Source organism: Phaeobacter sp. HS011 (assembly GCF_018101215.1).
Taxonomy (GTDB): domain Bacteria; phylum Pseudomonadota; class Alphaproteobacteria; order Rhodobacterales; family Rhodobacteraceae; genus Phaeobacter; species Phaeobacter inhibens.
The window spans coordinates 280,134-302,570 of the sequence record NZ_JAGEUF010000002.1 but is presented as its reverse complement, the minus strand read 5'-3'; the positions used below and the strand labels follow the sequence as shown (position 1 = coordinate 302,570).

Sequence of the window (22,437 nt, the reverse complement as noted above, 5' to 3'; positions counted from 1 at the left end):
CCATGACACAGCGGCCATATGTCATCGATGTGATGATCTCAGCCAAAGCCATTGCGGCGCGGATCGAAGAGCTTTGCGCCGAGATCCAGACAGAATTTGAAGGCACCGACAAACTGGTGGTGGTGGGGCTGCTGCGTGGCAGCTTTGTCTTCATCGCCGACCTGGTGCGGGAACTGGATCTGCCGATCGAGGTCGATTTTCTTGAGGCGTCCTCGTATGGCGACGCCATGGAAAGCAGCCGGGAAGTCCGCATTCTCAAGGACTTGCGCGGCGCAATTGAAGGCCGTGATGTGCTGGTTGTTGAGGATATTGTCGACACCGGCCATACATTGAACCACGTGACGCATCTGTTGCGCAGCCGCCAGCCAGCCCGGCTGAAATCTATCGCGCTGCTCGACAAACCCTCGCGTCGTGAGGTCGATTTTCGCTCTGATTGGATCGGCTTTGAGATCCCGGATGAATTTGTCGTCGGTTACGGAATCGACTACGCGCAGCGCAACCGCAATCTGCCCTTCATCGGCAAAGTCCGCTTCACAGAAGACGGCTGAACCTGCGCCCGGCTTCTCCCGGTCGCTATTATCCGCCGAGCAATCCGGCGTGGGGCGCAAACAACCGCGCCCTGCGCACTGAAGATTCCCCCAGACCGGCACCAGCCCGCCGATGGCCCGCTGTTGCGTCAGCGTCTTTCTGCACAGCCCGTTTGCCAAATACCCCGATCCCCTCCAAGGCTCACCCAAGCGTTGAGACCAAAAAGGAGATCGACAATGAGACTGGCCTATATCGCTGCGGCCTCGCTTGCCCTTACCCCTGTCGCAGGGATCGCCGCGCCCCCGAAATGGGCGCCCGGCCACAAGAACAGCGCAGCGCAGCATGCCCCCGGTCAGATCAAAAAACAGCACAAACCGCGCCACCAAGGCTTTCAACAGCTGCGCGGTGACTGGGACTATATCGACGATCATGCCCGTTGGGGGCTGGCGCCGCCTGCTCCGGGTCACCGCTATATCCGCAAGGATGACCGAATTTACGAAGTGGTGCGGGACACGCTGGCGATTGTGGGCGCCGTGGCTCTGGTGGATGCGCTGATCGATTGATCGCCGTTTTCCGACATCAACATGCGCACATAAGAAGCTGTTAAATATAACTTATCTCAGAAGATCATCAAGGATGGCAGTAAAAATGGACACGCCAACCGGGATCGCGTCATCGGGAAAATCATAGTCAGGATTATGAAGTTGCGGCTGCATTTCGCCTGAGCCGAGCCAGACCATCGCCGCCCTTGCCGTCTTCCCAAACTGACCGAAATCCTCGGACCAACGCTGCGGCAGATCGCGGATTTCAACCGGATGCCCGGCGGCGTGGCAGGCCGCCTGAAGGATGGTCACGGCCTCGGCGTCATTGGTGCAGGCGTCGAATATATCGTCAAAACTGATGTCACAGCCCACCCCACTGTCCGCGCAGATCCGACCTGTCAGATCTGTGGCCTCAGCGATCAACGCCTCCATTCGCGCATCACTGACTGTGCGCAGCGTGGCCCAGACTTCGCCCTCACCGGGCGCGATACCAAATGTCGCCTCGCCAAGGCGCGCATGGGTGAGTGTGACCAGCGCGTAATCCGGCCCCAAATCCTGACCTCCGGCAAGTGCCACCAGGGCCGGGAGCAGCTGCGCCATGGCACCCGCCGGTGAAATTCCGTCCTGCGGTGCCGCCGCATGGGAGGTCTTGCCCATCAGCCGGATGCGCATCCCGCGGGACGCACAATTGGCCGCCTCAGCACATAAGGCCACAGCCCCGACCGGCAGCCCCGGAAGATTGTGCAGGGCAAAGGCATACTCAGGAGCAATTTGCGGAAACGCAGGGTCGGCGATCACAGCGCGCGCCCCCTGCCCGGTCTCCTCCGCAGGCTGGAACAACAACACAACACGGCCCCGTGCCGGTCGCCTTGCGGCCAGATCCTGCGCCAGTGCAGCCACGATGGTCATGTGCCCATCATGACCACAAAGATGGCCGCGCCCCGGGTGTGTCGAGCGATAGGGCTGATCAGTAAGCTCTTCAATCGGCAGCCCGTCCAGCTCACAGCGGATCATCACGGTCGGTCCATCTGCCGCACCGTCATAAACCGCCGCAACGCCATGGCCACCCAGACCGGTCAGCAACTGGTCGGGATCATGGCCACGCAGAAAGTCAGCGATGAACGCCGCAGTCTTTCCCTCGGCCCCCGATATTTCCGGGATCTGGTGCAACGCATGGCGCAGCTCTGTCAGCTGCGCCAGACGGTCCGGCGTCATGCCAGGCCGAGTTTTTTGTTGCGTGCGGCGCGCAGCTGGGCGAAATCATCGCCCGCGTGGTAAGACGACCGCGTCAGCGGCGTTGCCGAAACCATAAGGAAGCCTTTGCCATAGGCGGCTTTCTCATAGCTTTCAAATTCTTCCGGCGTCACGAACCGGTCGACCGCATGGTGTTTCGGCGTCGGCTGGAGATACTGACCGATGGTCAGGAAGTCGATGTCCGCGGCGCGCATATCGTCCATCACCTGCTTTACAGCCTGCGCGTCCTCACCCAGGCCGACCATGATGCCGGATTTGGTAAACATGGACGGATCCAGTTCCTTGACCCGCTGCAGCAGCCGCAGCGAATGGAAATAACGCGCACCAGCGCGAACTTCGGGGTAGAGACCGGGCACCGTTTCCAGATTGTGGTTGAACACATCCGGGCGCGCTTCGACCACTTTTTCCAGCACCGACGGATCGCATTTCAGAAAATCAGGTGTGAGGATTTCAATCGTGGTTTTGGGCGAGCGATGACGCACCGCGCGGATTGTCTGGGCAAAATGCTCGGCGCCGCCATCTTCGATGTCATCACGATCCACAGAGGTAATAACGACGTGGTTCAGCCCAAGCTTTTGCACCGCATCTGCAACCCGGCCCGGTTCAAACACATCAAGCGCCTCTGGCGGTTTGCCGGTGGCAATGTTGCAGAAGGAACAGGCCCGCGTGCAAACCTCACCCATGATCATCATGGTGGCGTGGCCCTGGCTCCAGCATTCGCCAACATTGGGGCAACCCGCCTCTTCGCAGACGGTGACCAGCTTATGCTCTCGCATGATCTTATGCGTTTCCGCGTAGCCCTTGCCCCCTGGCGCCTTGACCCGGATCCAGCTTGGCTTCTTCGGCTGAGCATTGTCAGGACGATGCGCCTTTTCCGGGTGGCGTTGCTCGGGGATTTTCAGATCTCGCACGTCGATGTTCCCTTGCGGCAGTGGTCTTTTGGTCTTCGTAACATAGTTGCAATCGCTTGGCACGACCAGTTCTCCGCCCTGCCCACATCCTCCCTCCGGACAACATTACCCCCTAATACACTGTTTATATTAAAAATATGATGCAGAATGCGGATACTGCAACCCCGCCACCCGGTTTCGGGCAACCGGGCTGCCTGCCCCAGGATTCCCGCAGCCGAGTCGCTGCGGACACGTCGCATCGCTCTCGTTAAACGACGCGAATTGGCAGCCATCTCGACCGGATTCACATCCCATCAACCGCTGCGGCATTGCGCCCGTGAAAACCCCATTGCAGGTGATTTAGAACTCTTATAAATCACCGCGCGACGACGAATTGATCCTTAAGGAGCCGATGATGAAAGCTGGCGTAAAACTGCCCGACGTGACCTTCCGCACCCGTGTTCGCGACGAATCCGTGGGCGGCCCGAACCCGTTCCGCTGGGAAGACAAAACCACCGCCGACTATTTTGCCGGCAAGCGCGTTGTGCTGTTCTCCCTGCCCGGCGCCTTCACCCCCACCTGTTCGACCTATCAGCTGCCCGGTTTTGAAAAAGGCTTTGCCGATTTTCAGGCCGAAGGCATCGATGCGATCTACTGCATGTCGGTGAACGACAGCTTTGTGATGAACAAATGGGCCGAATCCCAGAACCTGAAAAACGTCGGTGTGATCCCCGATGGCTCCGGTGAATTCACCCGCCGTATCGGCATGTTGGTGGCCAAGGATAACCTGGGCTTTGGCAACCGTTCCTGGCGCTATGCGGCCATCGTCGACAATGGCGTGGTCGAAGCATGGTTCGAAGAGCCGGGCCTGTGCGACAACCATGGCGAAGACCCTTATGGTGTGTCCTCGCCGGAAACCGTTCTGGAGCACCTGAAGACCGCCAAGGCCGAGGTGGCCGCCTGATCCAGAGGGTCTGAGATACCGACCGATCCGCTGGATCCCGGTATCAGGCAAAGCGATGAAAAATCCAACCCGGTGCCCGATGGCGCCGGGTTTTTTTGTGAGAAATACAACGGCTTCAGCCGATCAGCTCATCCTGAGCCTGCTGCGCATCATAGTGTAGTTTCAACTGCTGCAGAGCGATACGCAGCACCACCTTGCCGGAGCGGGCCGACCAGCCCAGCTGGCGTTCAGCGGCTTCCAGACCTTCGAGATGGCAACAACAGCGCATCACGATATCACTCAGCCCCTCGCCGAGCGCATTCAGCGCGGCGGCAGCTCGCTTTTTCGCCGCCGATGCGGCCTGTCCCGGCCGTCGGCGGCGGGGCGTAGTGGGACCGCAGTCCCCCTCGCGGAACTGTGCCGAGGTCTGCGCCAGATGCTCCGCCACCTGTGCCAGTTCGAAATCCTCGCGCAGACGCTCTCCCGCGCGCACCAGATCGGTGGTCAGAAACGGGGAGCCATCACGATCTGTCAGCCGCGCCAGCATATGCAGCGGCGTCTCCCCTAGCCCGTAGCGGGCGCGCCGGGGGCGCCGCCGGTTGCGGTTGGTTTTACGCGTCGCCAGGCTGGCACTTTCCAGCCGCGACCGGGCGCGGTTTTCGCGGCTGGCCACAAACTGGCTGAGCGCGCTGCGCCCCTCCGGCGTGATATGATAGCGACTGAGCCGCCCCGGCGCAGGACAGGCGATCCAGTCGCGCAGCGCCAGTGCTTCTGCAAGGGTGCGATCCACAACGACCTTCTTGTCACCGCTTGCCGCCTCCCGCACAACCACCGCCTTCTCCATCCCGTCGGCCACAGCAAGGACCGCGCCCTGCGGGTTGAGACAGGTCAGAACCTCGACCGCCTCGCTCTCAAAGGCCTCGGCGCAGGCGGGCACGGTCCCCAACGCCAGCGCACGGGCTGACATCGGCCGGGGGCCGGGCATGTCTTCGGCATAGTGACTGGCCGCAAGCGACGCCAGCGCGCCATCAACCAGCGGATCATCGCGACGGGTTTCAACCCGTCGAACCTGTCGCAATACGGTAGACGGGTGGCAGCCCGCCTGTTTCGCAAGATTGCGGATCGAACGGCCCGCTTCAGTATGTTCAAGATATCGGCACGCCTCCTCAGGCACCCATTCCGGCAAGCCGGATACAGCCATAGTTTGCATTTTATCACCCCACATGTGATCATTCGAAACTATCCTCCCACGGGCCGCCTACGTGTTATCCACAGACACCACTCACCGTACTGGCCTGATTTTTCTGAATAGTCTCAGTCAGAACATCATTGGTTTCAAATTTTCATCAATCAATATCGAATAGACCGTTCGCCGAACCGCCCCCTTCGGCAACACCCGCAACAGTTGTGTTAAACAGCGCTATCAACGGAGCTGGAAAGGACATGACGATGCAGGATATCTTTGGTCATCTGGCCGCTTTGCGCCGCCCTCGGCTGTTGGTGCGGACAGCAAGGATCGGCGCCCGCGATTATAGTCGACGGCGTGATCTGAAACGGGTGCTTGGGTACGGCACCTTGCCAAAGCCCGCAGCAGCCGTGATGCGGCTTCTGGATCTGGAGCGCGATCACAACCGCAGGCGTGAAACGGGAGATGCCGGATATTCGCTAACCCGCCACGTCGATGTGTTGATCGCCCTGATGGGAGAAGCAGAGGGGCTGCGCCGCCCCAATCTGAAAGTCGCCTAACCGGCAGGCGCGATGAAAACGCAAAACGGCGGCCCCAAGGGACCGCCGTCTGCAGCCGGCCTATGCCGACCGGTATCTGTTCAGATAAGAACCGCCGCTGTTACATGAACGCGTCAGGCATGGAGGCTTTCTTCTCGGCGACATAGGCTTCCAGCTTGCCCAGGATCTCAGGATCCAGCGGCGGTGCCTCATAGGCGTTCAGCAATGTCTCCACCCGATTGCTGGCCAGAGCAACCGTATCGCGCGCGCCTTCCTCTTCCCAGGTCTCGAACGGTTTGTAGTCCAAGAGGTCGGATTTCCAGAACGCGGTTTTGAAGTTGGCCTGCGTGTGTTCGCAGCCCAGATAGTGGCCACCCGGACCAACTTCGCGGATCGCACCCATGGCCAGTGTGTCGTCGTCAACCGCGACCCCTTTGGCCAGACCATGAAGCGCGCCCAGCTGATCGGCATCCATCACGAATTTCTCAAAATCCGCGACCAGACCGCCCTCAAGCCAGCCACAAGAGTGCAGCTGGAAGTTCACGCCCGACAGCAGACCCATATTGAGCGAATTTGCGGTCTCGTAAGCGGCCTGTGCGTCGGGCAGTTTAGAGCCACAGAACGACCCGGAAGACCGGAACGGCAGCCCCAGACGTCGCGCCAACTGGCCAGCGCCATATGTGATATGCGACGCCTCTGGCGTGCCAAAGGTGGGCGCACCGGAATTCATGTCGATCGAGGTCACCATGGCACCAAAGATCACCGGCGCACCGGGGCGGATCAGCTGACTATAGGCGACACCGGCCAGAACTTCGGCCAGAACCTGAACCAGCGTCCCGGCGACAGACACCGGCGCCATCGCACCACCGACGATGAAGGGCGAGATGATGCAGGCCTGGTTATGGGCGGCATAGACTTCCAGCGCGCCCATCATCACATCGTCAAATGTCATTGGCGAGTTGATGTTGATCAGCGAGGTCATCACGGTGTTGTCGCGCACGAAATCCTTACCAAACAGGATTTCGCACATTTCGATGGAATCCTGCGCCCGGCTGGGTTCGGTGACCGATCCCATGAAGGGTTTGTCGCTCAGCGTCATATGCGCCATCAGCATATCGAGGTGACGTTTGTTCACCGGTACATCGGTCGGCTCACAAACGGTGCCACCGGAATGGTGCAGCCATTTGGACATATAGCCCAGCTTCACGAATTTCTGAAAATCATCCAGCGTCGCATAGCGGCGACCGCCTTTGGCATCGCGAACAAACGGCGGGCCGTAGACTGGCGCCAGCACCATGTTCTTACCACCGACAACCACGGATTTTTCCGGGTTCCGAGCGTGCTGGGTGAATTCGGATGGGGCGGTTTTGCACAGTTCGCGGGCCAGACCGCGGGGAATACGCACGCGCTCGCCATCAATGGTGGCGCCAGCCGCACGCCAGCGTTCCAGCGCGGCGGGGTTGTTCACGAAGTTGACGCCCACCTCTTCGAGGATGGTTTCGGCGTTGGCTTCGATGGCCTGCAGCGCTTCTTCGCCCAGCACCTCAAAGTTCGGGATATTGCGCTCAATGTATTTTGCGGTGTCGATCTTGACGCCGGTACGTTCTGCGCGACGGGCGGCACCACCGCCTCCACGTGCGCGACGGCGCGGTGCTGCTGGAGCTGCTTCTGTCATGGTTTTTCCTCACCACAGGCATTTCGTTGCGACTGTGATTATATCGCTCAGACAAAAGGCCGCCGCAGGATTACGGCCATTGAAGTTGAAAAGCGACATTCCCGACAGGTTTCTCGCGAAAACGGCCGGGATTTTGGCTCTGCCACCGGTGCGGTGGCAGCACGCGGCAGATAGCGCAAACGCGCTCTGCCGCGCGAAAATCCCTTGCGAATTCTGCGCCACTGCCCTATGGCGCGTGCATGACAGAGACATCCCACGACAGCCTTCTCATCATCGACTTTGGCAGCCAGGTGACGCAGCTGATCGCGCGCCGCCTTCGCGAGCTGAATGTCTATTGCGAAATTCATCCCTATCAGAATGTCACTATGGACTTTGTGCGCGAGATGGCGCCCAAGGCGGTGATTTTCTCCGGCGGACCCGACAGCGTGACCCGCGAGGGTAGCCCCCGTGCGCCACAGGAGATCTTTGATCTTGGCGTGCCGATCCTGGGCATCTGCTACGGCCAGCAGGTGATGATGCACCAGCTGGGTGGCAAGGTGCTGTCCGGCCATGGCACCGCCGAATTTGGTCGCGCCTATGTGACACCAACGGTCAGCAGCCTGCCCCTGCTGGATGGCTGGTTTGCCGATGACAGCGACCGCGAACAGGTCTGGATGAGCCACGGCGATCACGTCAGTGAGATTGCACCGGGGTTTGAGGTCTATGGCACCTCCCCCAATGCACCCTTCGCGATCACCGCAGATGTCAGCCGCAATTTCTACGCGGTGCAGTTCCACCCAGAGGTACACCACACCCCGAACGGTGCCAAACTCTACGAAAATTTCGTGAAGATCGCCGGCTTCACCGGTGACTGGACCATGGGCGCCTACCGCGAGCAGGCAATCCAGGCGATCCGCGATCAGGTCGGCGACAAGCAGGTGATCTGCGGATTGTCCGGCGGTGTGGATTCCTCAGTTGCGGCGATCCTGATCCACGAAGCGATCGGCGACCAGCTGACCTGTGTGTTTGTCGACCACGGGCTGTTGCGCAAGAACGAGGCGGAAGAAGTCGTCGCCATGTTCCGCGACAACTATAACATTCAGCTGATCCACGCGGATGAGCAGGAGCTGTTCCTGGGTGAGCTGGATGGGCAAAGCGACCCGGAAACCAAACGCAAGATCATCGGCAAGCTGTTCATCGACGTGTTCCAGAAACACGCCAACACGATTGAGGGCGCCGAGTTCCTGGCACAGGGCACCCTGTACCCGGATGTGATTGAATCGGTGTCCTTCTCGGGCGGCCCGTCAGTCACCATTAAATCGCACCACAACGTGGGCGGCCTGCCGGAAAAGATGGGGCTGAAACTGGTCGAACCCCTGCGCGAGCTGTTCAAGGACGAGGTCCGCGCCCTGGGCCGCGAACTGGGCCTGCCTGCAAGCTTTATTGGCCGTCACCCCTTCCCCGGACCGGGTCTTGCGATCCGCTGCCCAGGCGAGATCACCCGTGAAAAGCTGGAGATCCTGCGCGAGGCCGATGCGATCTATATCGACCAGATCCGCAAGCACGGTCTTTATGACGATATCTGGCAGGCTTTTGTGGCAATCCTGCCGGTCCGCACCGTGGGCGTGATGGGCGACGGTCGCACCTATGATTTTGCCTGCGCCCTGCGCGCGGTGACCTCTGTTGATGGCATGACGGCGGATTACTATCCGTTCAGCCACGACTTCCTCGGTGAAACCGCCACGCGGATCATCAATGAGGTGAAGGGGATCAACCGCTGCACCTATGACATCACCTCGAAGCCTCCGGGCACGATCGAGTGGGAATAAACCAACACCCAGAACCCCGGCTCATGAGCCGGGGTTCTCTTTATAGAAGGCCCCGATTTAATCTAATTTTCACTGATGTTTTAACGATTTGAAAAACTCTCTCTGCGAGGTTTCGGTGAACCTCTATTGGGAGCATTTCCGGAATGATCATCTGCCATCCGCTCAAGCTGATTTTCATCAAAACGAAGAAGGTTGGCGGAACCTCGTTTGAAATCGCACTGTCCAGCTATTGCGATGACGGCAGCATCATCACACCAATCAGCCCAAAGGATGAAGAGAGCCGGAGAGAGTTGGGTTATCCCGGGCCTCAGAACCATCAAACCCAGACCTGGCCGGATGGACATGAGGGCACGCAGGCTTTCTTCAATCACATGACCGCCGGGCAGATCCGCGCCGCTGTTCCACAGGATATCTGGGAGAGTTACACCAAGATCACGATCTGGCGTGACCCCTACGATGCGATTATCTCGCGCTACTACTGGGAGAGGATGGACAAACGCGATATTCCATTTGACCAGTTTGTCGGGTACTTCCGCAGCGTTTTGAGTGAGAACCGCCGCATCGCGCCACTGACTGGCCCGAACAGCCCCGACATCTTTCTGCGTTACGAGCATCTTGAGGAGGATGTCAACGCGCTGGGTATTGACGGCCTCTGGGCGCGGTTCTCCAGCCTGAGCGCCAAGGGCGAACTTCGTCCAAAACGCGGCGCCGATCCGGCGACCGTCTTCGCCCAACACCCCGATACCGCTGATCTGATTGAGCAGGAAGCCGCGGATGAAATTGCCCGCTTCGGCTACGCCCGTCCGGTTGCAACGCCAGATCCGGTGACCCCCAACCGCACATCTGCCGCGATGTCTGGTCACCCGCCCTCAGGAAGCGACGCCGCCCCCGGCCCGCGGCCTGATTTTATCTTCACCCTCTCTGCTGGGCGCACCGGCACGGCCTGGCTCGCACGTTTTCTCGGTGAGAATTTGGATATTCCATCGGTGCATGAGCCTTTTGGCCTAGATGACTATGGTACCCGCCTGCCCAGTATCGGCCATATGCGGCGCTTCAATACCTACGGCATGAACGGACCTATCTGCGATTTTTGGGAGGGCAAGCTTGGCGAGCTTCAAGCTCCCTACGCTGAAAGCAACCACACCTTGGGAAAATGCGGACTCATTGAGTCCCTTGTTGAGCATGGCCTTGCGCCTCGTAGCACCATCGTCGTTCTGCGCCGCGACTTAGCCAAACAGATCGCAAGTTACATCAACCGCAATGATTTCTTCAATATTACAGTCCCTTGGCAATGGTACCTGCATCCGACCTATCCCAACAAGATTGTGGATCCGACCTCTCTGAAGCATCTGGGAGATGTTGGCACCGCGATCTGGTATGCGTTGGAAATGGAGGCGCGATATGCTTACTATAAAGCTCTCTACGGTGATCAGCTCCACTTTGTAGAGACAACCTTGGAAGAGGCCACTACCCCAAATGGAGCGGCAAAATTGCTTCGGGCGCTGGGACACACACGGCACGCAAAACTACCGCCCAAGACGAATGCATCACCGCAAAATAATCATATAACTGATACGCTCATCGCTGAGGTGGAAACGCTGCTGTCACGAATAAATTTCAACGCAGAAGAGGCTGCCAAGGACTTTATTCAGCGCGGAAACCGGCTCGATGTACCGGTCCCGCCACGCCAGGGTGGGACGATCGGGAAGATTGCTGCCGAATAGCTGTCCCGGCATATCCGTGTCCCGGGACTGGACCGCGCGGCGAACATGGCTTGACCTAAGTTAAAAACTGCCCCCTTCTGCCCCGGAGAATGGCACGCGGGGGCGGTGATGGAACTGAACGACCGACCAATAGGCACGGCTGCGATCTGGATGATCGGAGCGATTGTCTCCTTCTCTGCCATGGCCATTGCCGGTCGAGAGGCAGGGTTGAGCCTCGACACGTTTGAGATCATGACCTATCGCAGCGCCGTTGGTCTGGTGATTGTGGTCGCGGTTCTGACCGCGACGGGCAGCTGGCGGCAGGTACGACGCGACCGGCTTGGCCTGCATCTCATCCGCAATGCCGCGCATTTCACCGGGCAGAACCTCTGGTTTTTTGCTGTGACCCTGATCCCGCTGGCACAGGTTTTTGCGCTGGAATTCACCTCCCCGCTCTGGGTGCTGATGCTATCACCACTGCTGCTGGGCGAAGCTCTGACAAAACCCCGCGTGCTGGCGGCGGCTCTTGGTTTTATCGGCATTCTGATTGTCGCGCGCCCCAGTCCGGAGTCCCTGAACCTCGGCGTGATTGCCGCGGCCAGCTCCGCTGTCTTCTTCGCGCTCACGATCATGTTCACCAAGCGACTGACCCGGCATGAGCCGATCAGCTCCATTCTGCTGTGGCTCACCCTGATGCAACTGGGAATGGGTCTGGCGATATCGGGCTGGGACGGGGTGATTGCAATCCCAAATGCCGCAACGGCACTTTGGCTGCTGGTGATTGGCTGCGCAGGGTTGACTGCACATTTTTGCATGACCAAGGCGCTCGCAATTGCTCCGGCCACCGTTGTGGTGCCCATTGATTTCGCCCGCCTACCGACCATCGCTGTGGCCGGAATGTTGATTTATGGTGAAGCGCTTAACCTCTGGATCCTGTTGGGAGCGGCGGTGATCTTCTGTGCGAACTACATCAATATTCTGGATGCGGCCGGGCGTCTGCGTGCGCATTCAGAACAACGAAGATCAGTCTGACTTTCTTGCCCTTGATTGCCTTTGCGTCAACATTGACCGAAAAATTCCCCCTTGCTAGCGTTTTCCAATGTTAAAACCAGACGCTCAAGTCTGGACAGGGAGGAACAATGAAACGCTATCTTGCAACGTCAGCGGCGCTGGCGCTGGCTTCCGGCTCCGCTATGGCCAGCGGTCTTGATCGGACCGGCCAGCCGATTGGCATCATCTTCGAAAAAGGCAGTTACGCCGAGTTTTCCGTGGCGACCTCATCCGTAGATCTGTCCGGCAATGACCGCGCGACCACCACCGTCGGCACCGCGGGTAACCCTTTTCAATCTGCGACCGGCGATGTCGGCGACCGCTTCAACATGTTCGGTGCCGGTTACAAGCGGGACATCAACGAGCAGCTGTCCTTCGCAGTGATCTTCGATCAGCCGTGGGGCGTCGACGTGAATTACCCGGTTGGAAGCTCGCTCCTTTTGGGCGGCACCACGGCAGTGGCGGATTCTAACGCAATCACTGCACTTGTTCGTTACAAGTTTAACGACAACTTCAGCGTTCATGGCGGCATTCGTTACCAAGAGATTGACGGCGCGATTAACCTGGCGGGCGGCGCCTATTCCTCTATCGGCAGCCAATATAACGTGAAGGTCAACAAGGACGGTGCATTTGGCTGGGTCGCGGGCGTTGCCTATGAGATCCCAGAAATCGCCCTGCGCGCGGCACTGACCTACAGCTCCGAAATCGAGCATGATTTCAACCTGAACGAAACCTTTGCCAATGGCGTCTCAGTAGGAACATCGACCAAGACCAAGACACCGCAGTCGGTCAACTTGGACCTTCAAACGGGCATTGCCGAAGACACGCTGCTGTTTGGCGGCATTCGCTGGGCAGAGCACAGCGTCACCAACCTGGTTGTGCCGGGCCTCAGCGGTCAGGCCGGTCGCACCGTAGACCTGATCGACCTTGATGACTCGGTCACCTACACCCTTGGCGTGGGTCGCAAATTCAACGAGAACTGGTCTGGTTCGCTTGCGGTAATCTATGCAGATGTTGATGGCGACAACCTTGTCTCACCGCTCGCACCCACGCACGGCTATGAGGCAATCCGCCTTGGCGTGCAGTACACTCAGGACAAGATGAAGATCTCTGCCGGTATCCGCTATACCAGACTGGGTGACGCAATTGCCGCGCCCGGTGGTGCTGTGGGCGTCGCGAACTTTCGCGACAACGATGCTGTCAGCTTTGGCCTGAAGGTCGGCTATAGCTTCTGATCCTGGCGTAAAACCTGCGTGCGCTTACAGGCCGCGCTGTAACAAAGACAGGGCCAGAACCAGCTTTGCCCCCGCACCCATGGTGCGGGGGTTTTTCATGTCACGACCTCGCCTCAACGCGCCATCTGCGGGCGCTGCCGATTGACCCACGCGACATTGCTCAGTAGCAAGGCAAGAAACCAACAGGGACCGGATTTCAAATGCTCTATTCGTCTGCCGAAGAGTGGCGTAAGGCGCCGCATAAGCGGGTTTTGTTCTTTGGCATGTCCGGTCTGGGCAAGACCTATATCAGCAACATCCTGCGCGGTGCGGGCAGCTGGTTTCACTACTCTATCGATTACCGCATCGGTACCCGCTACATGGGCGAATATATCGCCGACAATGCCAAGGCAGAGGCGATGAAGGTGCCGTTTCTGCGCGATCTTCTGTTGTCGGACTCGATCTACATCGGCTCCAATATCAGCTTTGAGAACCTGACACCGGTGGCGTCCTATCTAGGCAAGCCCGGCAATCCGGCCAAGGGCGGGCTGGCAATGCAGGAATATACCCGCCGTCAGGACCAGTTCCGCACCGCTGAGCTGAACGCGCTGCGCGATACTGGCTATTTCATCGACCGCGCTGCGCGGCTCTATGACTATCCGAACTTCATCTGCGACACCGGTGGCAGCATCTGCGAATGGGTCGATGCAAGCGACCCCAACGACCCTTTGCTGACAGAGCTGTCGCAGCACACGCTGATGGTCTGGATCAAGGGCGACGAAGCCCATACCCAAGAGCTGATCCGCCGGTTCGACCGCGCGCCGAAACCCATGGCCTATGAACCGGCCTTCCTCGCCCGGGTCTGGCAAGAGTATCTAAAGGAAAACACCCTATCAGAGGCCGATGTGGATCCTGATAGTTTCATTCGCTGGACCTATGCGCAGGCGCTGGCCCATCGCCAGCCCCGCTATGCTGCCATGGCCGCGCATTGGGGCGTCACGGTAACAGCAGATCAGATTTCGGGCATCCGCACCGAGGCTGATTTCACAGACGTGATCGCGGGCGCTCTTGAGGCGCGCGGCTAGGCCTTCTACATCACGAAGGCCGGATACCGGCCACCCCCCGGGGATTTGCTCCGGGTCAGAACGAGCCCGACCAGTATGGACGGGACAAACACACCAAAGGACACGATATGCCGATCAAGATCCCTTCAGACCTCCCCGCCTATGACGTTCTCACGAACGAAGGCGTGATGGTCATGTCGCCGGATCAGGCGGCCCGTCAGGACATTCGCCCGCTGCGCATCGGCCTGTTGAACCTGATGCCGAAAAAGATCCAGACCGAGAACCAGTTTGCCCGGCTGATCGGCGCGACGCCCTTGCAGATCGACCTATCGCTGATCCGCATGACGGAGCATCAGACCCGTAATACCGCGGCGGAGCATATGGCCGAATTCTACCGTCCCTTTCAGGAAATCAAGGATCAGCGCTTTGACGGGTTGATCGTAACCGGCGCGCCGATTGAACATCTTGAGTTCGAGGACGTCACCTATTGGGATGAGCTGTGCGAGGTCTTTGACTGGACCCAGACCAATGTGCATTCCACCTTTGGCGTCTGCTGGGGCGGCATGGCGATGATCAACTACTTCCACGGGGTGAAGAAACACCTCTTGGATCACAAGGTCTTTGGCTGTTTCCGGCACCAGAACCTCGACCCTGCCTCGCCCTATCTGCGGGGATTTTCGGATGATTGCGTTATTCCGGTGTCGCGCTGGACCGAAATTCGCCAATCCGAGATCGACGCGCGGCCCGGCCTGCGCAGCCTTCTGGGCAGTCAGGATGCCGGTCCCTGCCTGATCGAGGATCCGAGTCACCGCGCGCTCTATATCTTCAATCACTTTGAATATGATAGTGATACGCTGAAACAGGAATATGACCGCGACGTGGCCAGCGGGACGCCGATCAACGTGCCGATGAATTACTATCCGGATGATGATCCCAGCCGCAAACCGCAAAACAGATGGCGCAGCCATGCGCATCTTCTTTATGGCAACTGGATCAATGATATCTATCAATCCACCCCCTTCGACATGGCTGAGATTGGGCGTTAAGGGCGTGGTGACCGCCGGGCTGGTTCTGGCGCTTGGCGTTGGTGTGACACTGTGGCGGGCCACTACGCGTGAGGCTGAGGCGGTGTCGGCCTACCCGCCGCAGGGCACATTTGTGACCGTTGAAGGGCAGCAGGTGCACCTGCTGGATCTGGGACAGCCCGCCGCCCTGCCCGCAGGCGCACGCGCGCCGGATCTGGTGCTGATACATGGCGCCAGCGGTCATATCCGTGATATGACCTTTCGCCTCGCGCCAACCCTCAGCGACCGCTACCGGGTGATCATCGTCGACCGGCCCGGTCTGGGCTACAGTGACCGCACCCGCGGCGCGCAAGCCTCGCTGAGCAGGCAAGCCGCCCTGATCCGTGGCGCGGTTGCCGAATTAGGGGCGAAGCGCCCAATCGTACTGGGGCAAAGCTACGGCGGCGGTGTTGCACTGGCCTGGGCGCTGGATGCGCCGGAGAGCCTCTCTGCCCTCGTCACCGTCGGGGCGGTCTCGCATCCCTGGCCAACCCCGCTCAGCACATTTTACAAAATTACCTCCTCACCGCTGGGTCAACGGCTGGCCGTCCCCGTGCTGACCGCCTATGTGCCGGAGACCACCATTCGCGATACGCTGACTGAGGTCTTTGCCCCGCAGCCTGTCCCGGCGGGGTATTTTGAGCATTTCGGCCCGGGTTTGACCCTGCGCCGCTCCGCCCTGCGGGCCAATGCCCGCCAGCGCGCTGACCTTCTGGCGGAAATCAAGATGATGGCGCCGCGCTACAGCGCCCTTCGCCTGCCCATTGAGGCGGTACATGGCAGTGCGGATACCACTGTCGGGCTGGATCTCCACGCGCGCCAGCTGGAACGCGATGTGCCCACGCTCAATCTCACGGTGCTGGAGGGGATCGGCCATATGCCGCATCAGGTCGCCACCGATGCGGTTGCTGCGGCGGTGGACCGGGCGGCAGCGCGGGCGGCAACGGCAGAGAATTTACGTTAAAACGATTCACATTTCGCTGCAAAGCCCCATATAAGGGACAGAAGACAGAAGGAATTTTCGAATGCCCCTGCCCTTTGACGGTGCCATCAGCGCGTTTTACGAGACCGAAGCCCCGGATGAGATCCGCACCGCCCTCAAAGGCGCGGACAAGGACGATGTGCTGGATCCGGGCTTTCCCTATGACACGCGGATGAGCCGCAAGCACTATGACAAAGAAATGAAGCGCCTGCAGATCGAACTGGTGAAAATGCAGTCCTGGGTGCGCGCAACCGGCGCGCGGATTGCCATCATTTTCGAAGGACGCGATGCGGCTGGCAAGGGCGGCACCATCAAGCGGTTCCGGGAGAACCTGAACCCACGCGGCGCCCGCATTGTGGCCCTGTCCAAACCCAGCGAACGCGAACAGACGCAGTGGTATTTCCAGCGCTATATCACCCATCTGCCGTCGGCGGGTGAAATCGTCTTTTTTGATCGCAGCTGGTACAATCGCGGCGTGGTGGAGCCGGTCTTCGGCTTTTGCAGCGACGGCCAGCGCGAACGGTTTTTCGATCAGGTCAACGGGTTTGAGGAGGCGCTGGTTGAGGACGGCATTCAGGTCTTCAAGATCTGGCTCAACGTCGGGCGCGCCGAGCAGCTGCGCCGGTTCCTGTCGCGCGAAACCGACCCGCTGAAACAATGGAAGCTCAGCCCGATCGACGTGAAGGGGCTGAGCCTCTGGCAGGAATACTCCACCGCCATCGCCGACACGCTGACGCGCAGTCATTCTGAACATGCGCCCTGGACCATCGTCCGCTCGGATGACAAGCGGCGCGCACGGCTGGCCGCCATCCGTCGGGTGCTGCACGCTATCGATTATGCCAACAAAGACGCCAAAGCACTTGGCGATCTGGATGGTGCGATCTGTGGCGGACCGGATCTTTGGGATGCCTAAACGCGGATATCACCACGGCAACCTGCGGCAGGCGCTGGTCGAGGCCGCATTGCACCTGATCGAGGCGAAAGGCCCGACCGGTTTCACCCTATCGGAGGCGGCCAAACAGGCAGGCGTCACCCCGGCTGCGGTGTATCGTCATTTCAAGGGGCGCGAGGATCTGATCGCCGAGGCAGGCAGGCAGGGCTACATCATGTTTGCCGATCTGATGCAGCACGCCTATGACAAATATCAGCCTTCAGCGCTGGCCGCGTTTGAGGCCACAGGCCGGGCCTATCTTGCCTTTGCCCGCAAACATCCGGGCCATTACATCGCCATGTTTGAGAGCGGCATTTCCGTGAACCGCACGCCCGAACTGGCCGAGGCCGCCAATCGCGCCCGCGCCATTCTGGAACGCGCTGCGGCAGACCTAAGCAAGCATATCCCGGTTGAAAAACGCCCCCCTGCCTCGATGTTCTCGGCCCATATTCTGGCGATGAGCCATGGGGTGGTTGAGCTTTACGCGCGGAACTCACCCGGCGCGGCCTCGCCCTTCCCGCCCGAGGACCTGCTGGAAAGCGGCATCGGCATCTACTTGCGTGGGCTGGGCCTGATCGAACCGGATAGCTGACGCTGGCGACAGGTGACACCTGCGCCGGCTGATGCAGTCCCCAAATGGTTCAGACATAGAAAAAGGCCGCAGATTGCTCTGCGGCCTTTTCCAATCCATGTGATCCAGCGATTAACGCTTGGAGAACTGGAACGAACGACGCGCTTTGCGGCGACCGAATTTCTTACGCTCAACGACACGGCTGTCGCGGGTCAGGAAGCCAGCAGCTTTCAACGCGCCACGCAGGGACGGGTTGTAGAGCTGCAGCGCCTTGGAGATGCCGTGCTTGACCGCACCGGCCTGACCGGAGAGGCCACCGCCCTTGACGGTTGCGTAGACGTCGAATTCGCCTTCGACACCGGCAACCTGGAACGGCTGGCGCAGGATCATCTGCAGCACAGGGCGTGCAAAATATGTGTTCAGCTCTTTACCGTTGACGGAGACCTTGCCGGAACCCGGCTTGATCCAGACGCGGGCAACCGCATCTTTCCGCTTGCCCGTTGCATAGGCACGACCCAGCTCGTCACGAACGGGTTCGCGCGAAATGGTTTCTTCGGCTACGGTTTCTACGCCTGCAACGGCGCCGAGCTCTTCGAGAGTGTTGATCTGATCAGCCATCGGTCTCAGCTCCGGGTGTTTTTCTTGTTCATGGATTTAACATCCAGAACCTCGGGGGACTGGGCTTCATGCGGGTGCTCGGCACTTGCATAGATGCGCAGGTTGGTCATCTGCTGGCGCGACAGGCGGTTGCCGGGCAGCATGCGCTTCACAGCCTGGTAGACCACGCGCTCAGGGTGCGCGCCTTCCAGAATTTGCTGCTTGGTGCGGGATTTGATGCCACCGGGGTGGCCGGTGTGCCAGTAGAAGTGCTCTTCGCGCTTCTTGCCGGTCATCTGGATTTTGTCAGCGTTGATCACGATGACATTGTCGCCCATATCCATGTGAGGAGTGAAGGACGGCTTGTGCTTACCACGCAGGCGCATGGCGACGATCGATGCAAGACGGCCCAGCACCACGCCTTCGGCGTCGATGATGATCCACTTCTTCTCGATGTCTGCCGGAGTAGCAGAGAAGGTTTTCATATCAGGTCAATCCTGTTTGACGTGAAGGGCACACCAAAGCAGTGCGCCCGAATTCGATGGACGGGGTTTACGGCAGGCCCGCGCATAGGTCAACACCTGCAAACCGGATTTAATTGTTTGAAAACAATGTCTTGAAAAATAGGTATAATAATACCCCAAATTTGGATGCCGCCCGATGCGCTGCAGCCCGACCAAAAAACCGCAGCTGTCGACGCGGAACGGGCCGACGCGCCTTTTCAGCCATTGTCTCACACGTTAAAGCTGCATCAGAAAGACAAATTATAGGATCTCATTACATGTTTCGAAAACTTGCTCTGGCTGGCGCCCTGCCGCTGGCCCTTGGTGCCTGTATGCAAAACGCCGAAGTTACCACTCCCCCGGTGACGGTGGCGCTCAAGAATCAAAGCACGACAGCGCCGCGCATTCAGGGCTACAAAGAGCTAACCTTCCGCACGCATGTCGTGCTGGACAAGGAAAAGATGAAGGCGACAGGCGGTCAGCCCAGCAGCGCCAACATGCGCGAGGTTGTTGGCGCCAGGTGCACAATCGAAAGCACCGAATTCAAGGCGACATTCATCACCCCGGCAAAAGTTAACGTGCCGGTGCTCAAACGCCGTCCGACCCCGGCTTATGTACAGTGCAACGCAGGCGAACAGTCCGGCCGGACCACGCTTAAGCCTGAGCTGAATGGCACAGTGGTTGGCGGTGCCTCGGCTGCAGGTCTTCTGGCGGCTGCCATTACTGCAGGTATCGCTGCAGGTCACGACAACTGGTCGTTTATCGGTAACCACACCTCGGGCGTGTCGATCCTGGTCGAGTAACCGACCCCGTTGATCATGGTGTCATATATTAAAGGGGCTGGAATGTTCAGCCAGCCCTTTGCAATAAATGAGAAAATTAGAATTTCGGTTGGCCAGTTTCTGGCCAATCTACTCCCACAATAATAATAAGAAAAACCGGAACAACTGGGAGAACACCAGTGGGAAAAATCGCGCCAAGGTCAAACCAAACTTTCCACGCGGCAAGGTCAGCGGTTCTGGAGACGAGAAGACATACTTTGCCCTGCGCCCTCGGCGGGATGCATGCACAAATGGCGAATGCACGAACCATGGCAGGTCAGCGGCTGAACATCCGAAGCTCCACCGTAAATCTGGCTGGACCGCCAAAGGAGCACAGCGATGGAAGTGCAAAGCCTGCCTGACTTCGTTTTCGGTCGGATCACGCATACGCCGCCAGAAGCTAGGCAGTGCGAACAATGCTGTTCTGTGGATGATCACGAACCGGACGCCAATCTCAAAGATCTGTAATTTCACAGGGCTGTCTGCGCGCGACGTCTATGCGAAGATTGATTTCATCTATGATCGGGTGATCGACATCACCGCCCGCTGAGAACGCCTGTTCGAGCAGGTCGATTGGATTACGGTCGGTCGGCGGTTTGCCACGGGTTCCCAGACGCTCCAACTCAATTGGCCAAACAAGAAGACGCGGGCGCAAATCCCAGTGCATCACCTATGCACCGCGCATGCCAATACTGGCTACATCATGGCTGCCCATGTTGGGCTGGATCCGGTGATGGAGCTTCCTGATATCGAAGCCTAGATGGTGGCCGCCGGTGATTTCGGCCTTCCTCGCGCCTATCGGCAGCGGGCACGAGTCTGATCAGAGACCGAATTTAAGGCCTATCTGGACAGGATAACCCGGAAAATGGCTTCATCCACTGGAAGCACCAGAGGTGGATCTCGGGCTGCAGTTTCCTCACAGAGAGACACTCGTGCGGCAAGACATCATGCACTTGGCACACGCCTTCATGCTGAGGAAGTTACTCGGGACGGGCGATGAGTGGTCCGTTTCGACAAAAACAAATCAAACGACCAGCGAAACAGCCGCGTCGCAGAAGGCAAGGCGGCACTTGAGTCGGCCTCAGGCATCAAGGCCAGCGCCTGCGCAGCAATGACGGGCGCAGAACAAACTGATCTGGTGGTTGAGGGGCTGCTGGAAACACATCCGGTTGGAATGCCATTTGATTGGCCCTTCCACACCAGATCTGAGCCTGGAAGGGAGATCCGGACTCTCACGGGTCGTCCGAGTATGCCAAATGACCGCAGCGCTCGCCTGATGCACCTGGCCACGCTACGAAGCGTCGATTACTATTCGCCACGAGGTGAGATCAAGCCTTCGCTTCGCCGCACGACCGGGGCACACGCCAAGCGGCAACGGTCAAACCTGGGAGCGCCATTACCTACATAATCCCGAGACGATGGCAAAAATCGTCGAGATCTACCGCTTCATGCACAACTGGATCGGAAGCAGCTCAACGAAAACAATCCCAGCAATGAAGCTGGGGCTGGCGAAGGGTAAAATCTATCCGAAGGATTTATTCGGAGGGTGAGTCCGTACTCTACCCAAACTGGTGCTGTTCGTCTTCGGAGAAGAATTCCCAATAATTCGTTTTTTTAATGAGATATTCCTTCATGCTCCCCGATACATGATGGCCTTCGATGTCTTCACAATCAAAAATCGAGTAGAAATTTGAAGTTCCTTCGACTCGAACTTCAATGGCACATGCGGCCTCGCGAAACTCGAGGCTCTCTGCCTTCCAGAGTTTAATCATCTCGCTATCAGGTTTGCCAAGAAAGCAAAAAACATCGAGGGTGTCGGCTAACCGTGTTGGTTCGCTTCGTCTTAACCTTAAAGAGCCTATATTCCTCCGCTTTTCAGCGAAGGATGCTCTTGCGACACCACGACTTTCGCGGTTTTCTCGATGCCCTCGGCAAGTTGAACCCGGCCCGGATCGAGGGGCCCAGACGAAGATCCCGAATCTTCGGCGGAAGTCGGAGGCGATCTCGGATAATCGAAGCACGGACAAACCGGCAATACACGCGCCCATTCCGCGGCGATCCACGACGTCAGAAGTAGGGCCGAACACGAACCAAGGTCCAGCGCTACCAATGCTGTGGCTGCCATAAGACCTATTCAGGACGAACCGGGAGCGCCATCGGCCGCATCCATCGCCCCGACCTGTTCATGGAGGCGCTGAGGGATATGCTGGACAGCCCGGCACGGCAATCGGCGCGTAGGCACGCGAAGCAGCTCGACCTCAACAAATACACGGTCTGGCGCTGGCGAATGCTCGTGTTCTGGATCATCGAGGAGGATGAGACATACCAACGAGAGTCCCGGAAGGGATCGCGCGAATGGGTCCGGCACTTCGCCGATCTGAAGAATATTCCAATGCCACCACGACCACGGTGGGAGGGTTTCACGACGCAAGGGCTGAAGATGATGCGCGGTCTTTCGCGGTGGCAGCCCCCCATTCTCACCGTCGCTGATCGCGGCGGGCCTCGCCTCTTCCGGCGACTGCCGAACCGCAAGAGCGCCACCGTGGAGCGCGCCATGAACCCCATCCGTGCC

General features: G+C 58.9%; 22 protein-coding genes. 15 read left to right on the top strand and 7 right to left on the bottom strand.

The genetic code is table 11. From position 1 onward, the window contains the following. Nucleotides 1–2 precede the first annotated feature (2 nt). Together hpt and J4721_RS04945 are read left to right on the top strand one after the other, a co-directional pair. The gene (gene hpt / locus J4721_RS04950; RefSeq protein WP_014874585.1) at nucleotides 3–548 is read left to right on the top strand and encodes a hypoxanthine phosphoribosyltransferase; all 546 of its coding nucleotides are present in this window, start codon (nucleotides 3–5) and stop codon (nucleotides 546–548) included. A gap of 216 nt (nucleotides 549–764) precedes the next feature. After that, nucleotides 765–1,091, top strand: coding sequence for a hypothetical protein (locus tag J4721_RS04945; RefSeq protein ID WP_027247367.1), 327 nt, complete (start codon nucleotides 765–767; stop codon nucleotides 1,089–1,091). Between the two features lie 51 nt (nucleotides 1,092–1,142). Here the strand turns inward: J4721_RS04945 and J4721_RS04940 are convergent, their stop codons facing one another. Together J4721_RS04940 and lipA are read right to left on the bottom strand one after the other, a co-directional pair. Then, nucleotides 1,143–2,285: an amidohydrolase gene (locus J4721_RS04940; RefSeq protein WP_211002206.1), complete on the bottom strand. Its 1,143-nt coding sequence runs from the start codon at nucleotides 2,283–2,285 to the stop codon at nucleotides 1,143–1,145. Beyond that, the gene (lipA, locus tag J4721_RS04935; protein ID WP_014874582.1) at nucleotides 2,282–3,235 is read right to left on the bottom strand and encodes a lipoyl synthase; all 954 of its coding nucleotides are present in this window, start codon (nucleotides 3,233–3,235) and stop codon (nucleotides 2,282–2,284) included. The genes J4721_RS04940 and lipA overlap by 4 nt, the downstream gene beginning before the upstream one ends. A gap of 394 nt (nucleotides 3,236–3,629) precedes the next feature. On the opposite strand from lipA, the gene J4721_RS04930 reads away from it, so the two are divergent. Continuing rightward, nucleotides 3,630–4,178: a peroxiredoxin gene (locus tag J4721_RS04930; RefSeq protein ID WP_014874581.1), complete on the top strand. Its 549-nt coding sequence runs from the start codon at nucleotides 3,630–3,632 to the stop codon at nucleotides 4,176–4,178. A 115-nt stretch (nucleotides 4,179–4,293) separates the two neighbouring features. Here J4721_RS04930 and J4721_RS04925 read toward each other — a convergent pair whose 3' ends face one another. After that, nucleotides 4,294–5,367: a DUF6456 domain-containing protein gene (locus J4721_RS04925; RefSeq protein ID WP_014874580.1), complete on the bottom strand. Its 1,074-nt coding sequence runs from the start codon at nucleotides 5,365–5,367 to the stop codon at nucleotides 4,294–4,296. A 239-nt stretch (nucleotides 5,368–5,606) separates the two neighbouring features. Between J4721_RS04925 and J4721_RS04920 the strand changes: the two genes are divergently transcribed. Continuing rightward, complete coding sequence (locus J4721_RS04920) at nucleotides 5,607–5,903, top strand: DUF6477 family protein (protein WP_014879929.1); 297 nt, start codon at nucleotides 5,607–5,609, stop codon at nucleotides 5,901–5,903. 100 nt (nucleotides 5,904–6,003) lie between these two features. Here J4721_RS04920 and J4721_RS04915 read toward each other — a convergent pair whose 3' ends face one another. Further along, entirely contained in the window at nucleotides 6,004–7,557 is a 1,554-nt protein-coding gene (locus J4721_RS04915; protein WP_014874579.1) for a trimethylamine methyltransferase family protein, read from the bottom strand. Between the two features lie 239 nt (nucleotides 7,558–7,796). On the opposite strand from J4721_RS04915, the gene guaA reads away from it, so the two are divergent. The 9 genes from guaA to J4721_RS04870 all read left to right on the top strand — a co-directional run bounded on the left by guaA (nucleotide 7,797) and on the right by J4721_RS04870 (nucleotide 17,965). Continuing rightward, a complete protein-coding gene (gene guaA / locus J4721_RS04910; protein WP_102883410.1) occupies nucleotides 7,797–9,365 on the top strand; it encodes a glutamine-hydrolyzing GMP synthase in 1,569 nt (522 codons plus the stop codon). Nucleotides 9,366–9,508: 143 nt separating this feature from the next. Then, entirely contained in the window at nucleotides 9,509–11,089 is a 1,581-nt protein-coding gene (locus J4721_RS04905; RefSeq protein ID WP_211002205.1) for a hypothetical protein, read from the top strand. 108 nt (nucleotides 11,090–11,197) lie between these two features. After that, nucleotides 11,198–12,100 (top strand): DMT family transporter, encoded by a 903-nt coding sequence (locus J4721_RS04900; RefSeq protein WP_027247372.1) that lies wholly within the window; start codon nucleotides 11,198–11,200, stop codon nucleotides 12,098–12,100. Nucleotides 12,101–12,207: 107 nt separating this feature from the next. Then, a complete protein-coding gene (locus J4721_RS04895; RefSeq protein ID WP_211002204.1) occupies nucleotides 12,208–13,353 on the top strand; it encodes an OmpP1/FadL family transporter in 1,146 nt (381 codons plus the stop codon). Between the two features lie 200 nt (nucleotides 13,354–13,553). Beyond that, nucleotides 13,554–14,417: an ATPase gene (locus J4721_RS04890; protein ID WP_102849068.1), complete on the top strand. Its 864-nt coding sequence runs from the start codon at nucleotides 13,554–13,556 to the stop codon at nucleotides 14,415–14,417. Nucleotides 14,418–14,524: 107 nt separating this feature from the next. Further along, nucleotides 14,525–15,442, top strand: a complete 918-nt coding sequence (gene metA, locus J4721_RS04885; RefSeq protein WP_211002203.1) for a homoserine O-succinyltransferase — start codon at nucleotides 14,525–14,527, stop codon at nucleotides 15,440–15,442. After that, nucleotides 15,432–16,424, top strand: a complete 993-nt coding sequence (locus tag J4721_RS04880; protein ID WP_027247375.1) for an alpha/beta fold hydrolase — start codon at nucleotides 15,432–15,434, stop codon at nucleotides 16,422–16,424. The genes metA and J4721_RS04880 overlap by 11 nt, the downstream gene beginning before the upstream one ends. A gap of 61 nt (nucleotides 16,425–16,485) precedes the next feature. After that, on the top strand, nucleotides 16,486–17,355 hold the full coding sequence (gene ppk2 / locus J4721_RS04875) for a polyphosphate kinase 2 (protein WP_076615104.1): 870 nt from the start codon (nucleotides 16,486–16,488) through the stop codon (nucleotides 17,353–17,355). Then, entirely contained in the window at nucleotides 17,348–17,965 is a 618-nt protein-coding gene (locus tag J4721_RS04870) for a TetR/AcrR family transcriptional regulator (protein ID WP_014879920.1), read from the top strand. Before ppk2 ends, J4721_RS04870 begins: the two co-directional genes overlap by 8 nt. A 111-nt stretch (nucleotides 17,966–18,076) precedes the next feature. On the opposite strand, the gene rpsI is transcribed toward J4721_RS04870, so the two are convergent. Together rpsI and rplM are read right to left on the bottom strand one after the other, a co-directional pair. Next, entirely contained in the window at nucleotides 18,077–18,562 is a 486-nt protein-coding gene (rpsI, locus tag J4721_RS04865; protein WP_014874570.1) for a 30S ribosomal protein S9, read from the bottom strand. Between the two features lie 5 nt (nucleotides 18,563–18,567). Next, complete coding sequence (rplM, locus tag J4721_RS04860; protein ID WP_014874569.1) at nucleotides 18,568–19,026, bottom strand: 50S ribosomal protein L13; 459 nt, start codon at nucleotides 19,024–19,026, stop codon at nucleotides 18,568–18,570. Between the two features lie 296 nt (nucleotides 19,027–19,322). Here rplM and J4721_RS04855 point away from each other — a divergent pair, with 296 nt between their 5' ends. Together J4721_RS04855 and J4721_RS04850 are read left to right on the top strand one after the other, a co-directional pair. Then, nucleotides 19,323–19,847: a hypothetical protein gene (locus J4721_RS04855; protein WP_211002202.1), complete on the top strand. Its 525-nt coding sequence runs from the start codon at nucleotides 19,323–19,325 to the stop codon at nucleotides 19,845–19,847. Nucleotides 19,848–19,935: 88 nt separating this feature from the next. Beyond that, nucleotides 19,936–20,415, top strand: a complete 480-nt coding sequence (locus J4721_RS04850; RefSeq protein WP_211003472.1) for a hypothetical protein — start codon at nucleotides 19,936–19,938, stop codon at nucleotides 20,413–20,415. A 1,009-nt stretch (nucleotides 20,416–21,424) separates the two neighbouring features. Here J4721_RS04850 and J4721_RS04845 read toward each other — a convergent pair. After that, a complete protein-coding gene (locus J4721_RS04845) occupies nucleotides 21,425–21,952 on the bottom strand; it encodes a hypothetical protein (RefSeq protein WP_211003471.1) in 528 nt (175 codons plus the stop codon). Nucleotides 21,953–22,437 lie beyond the last annotated feature (485 nt).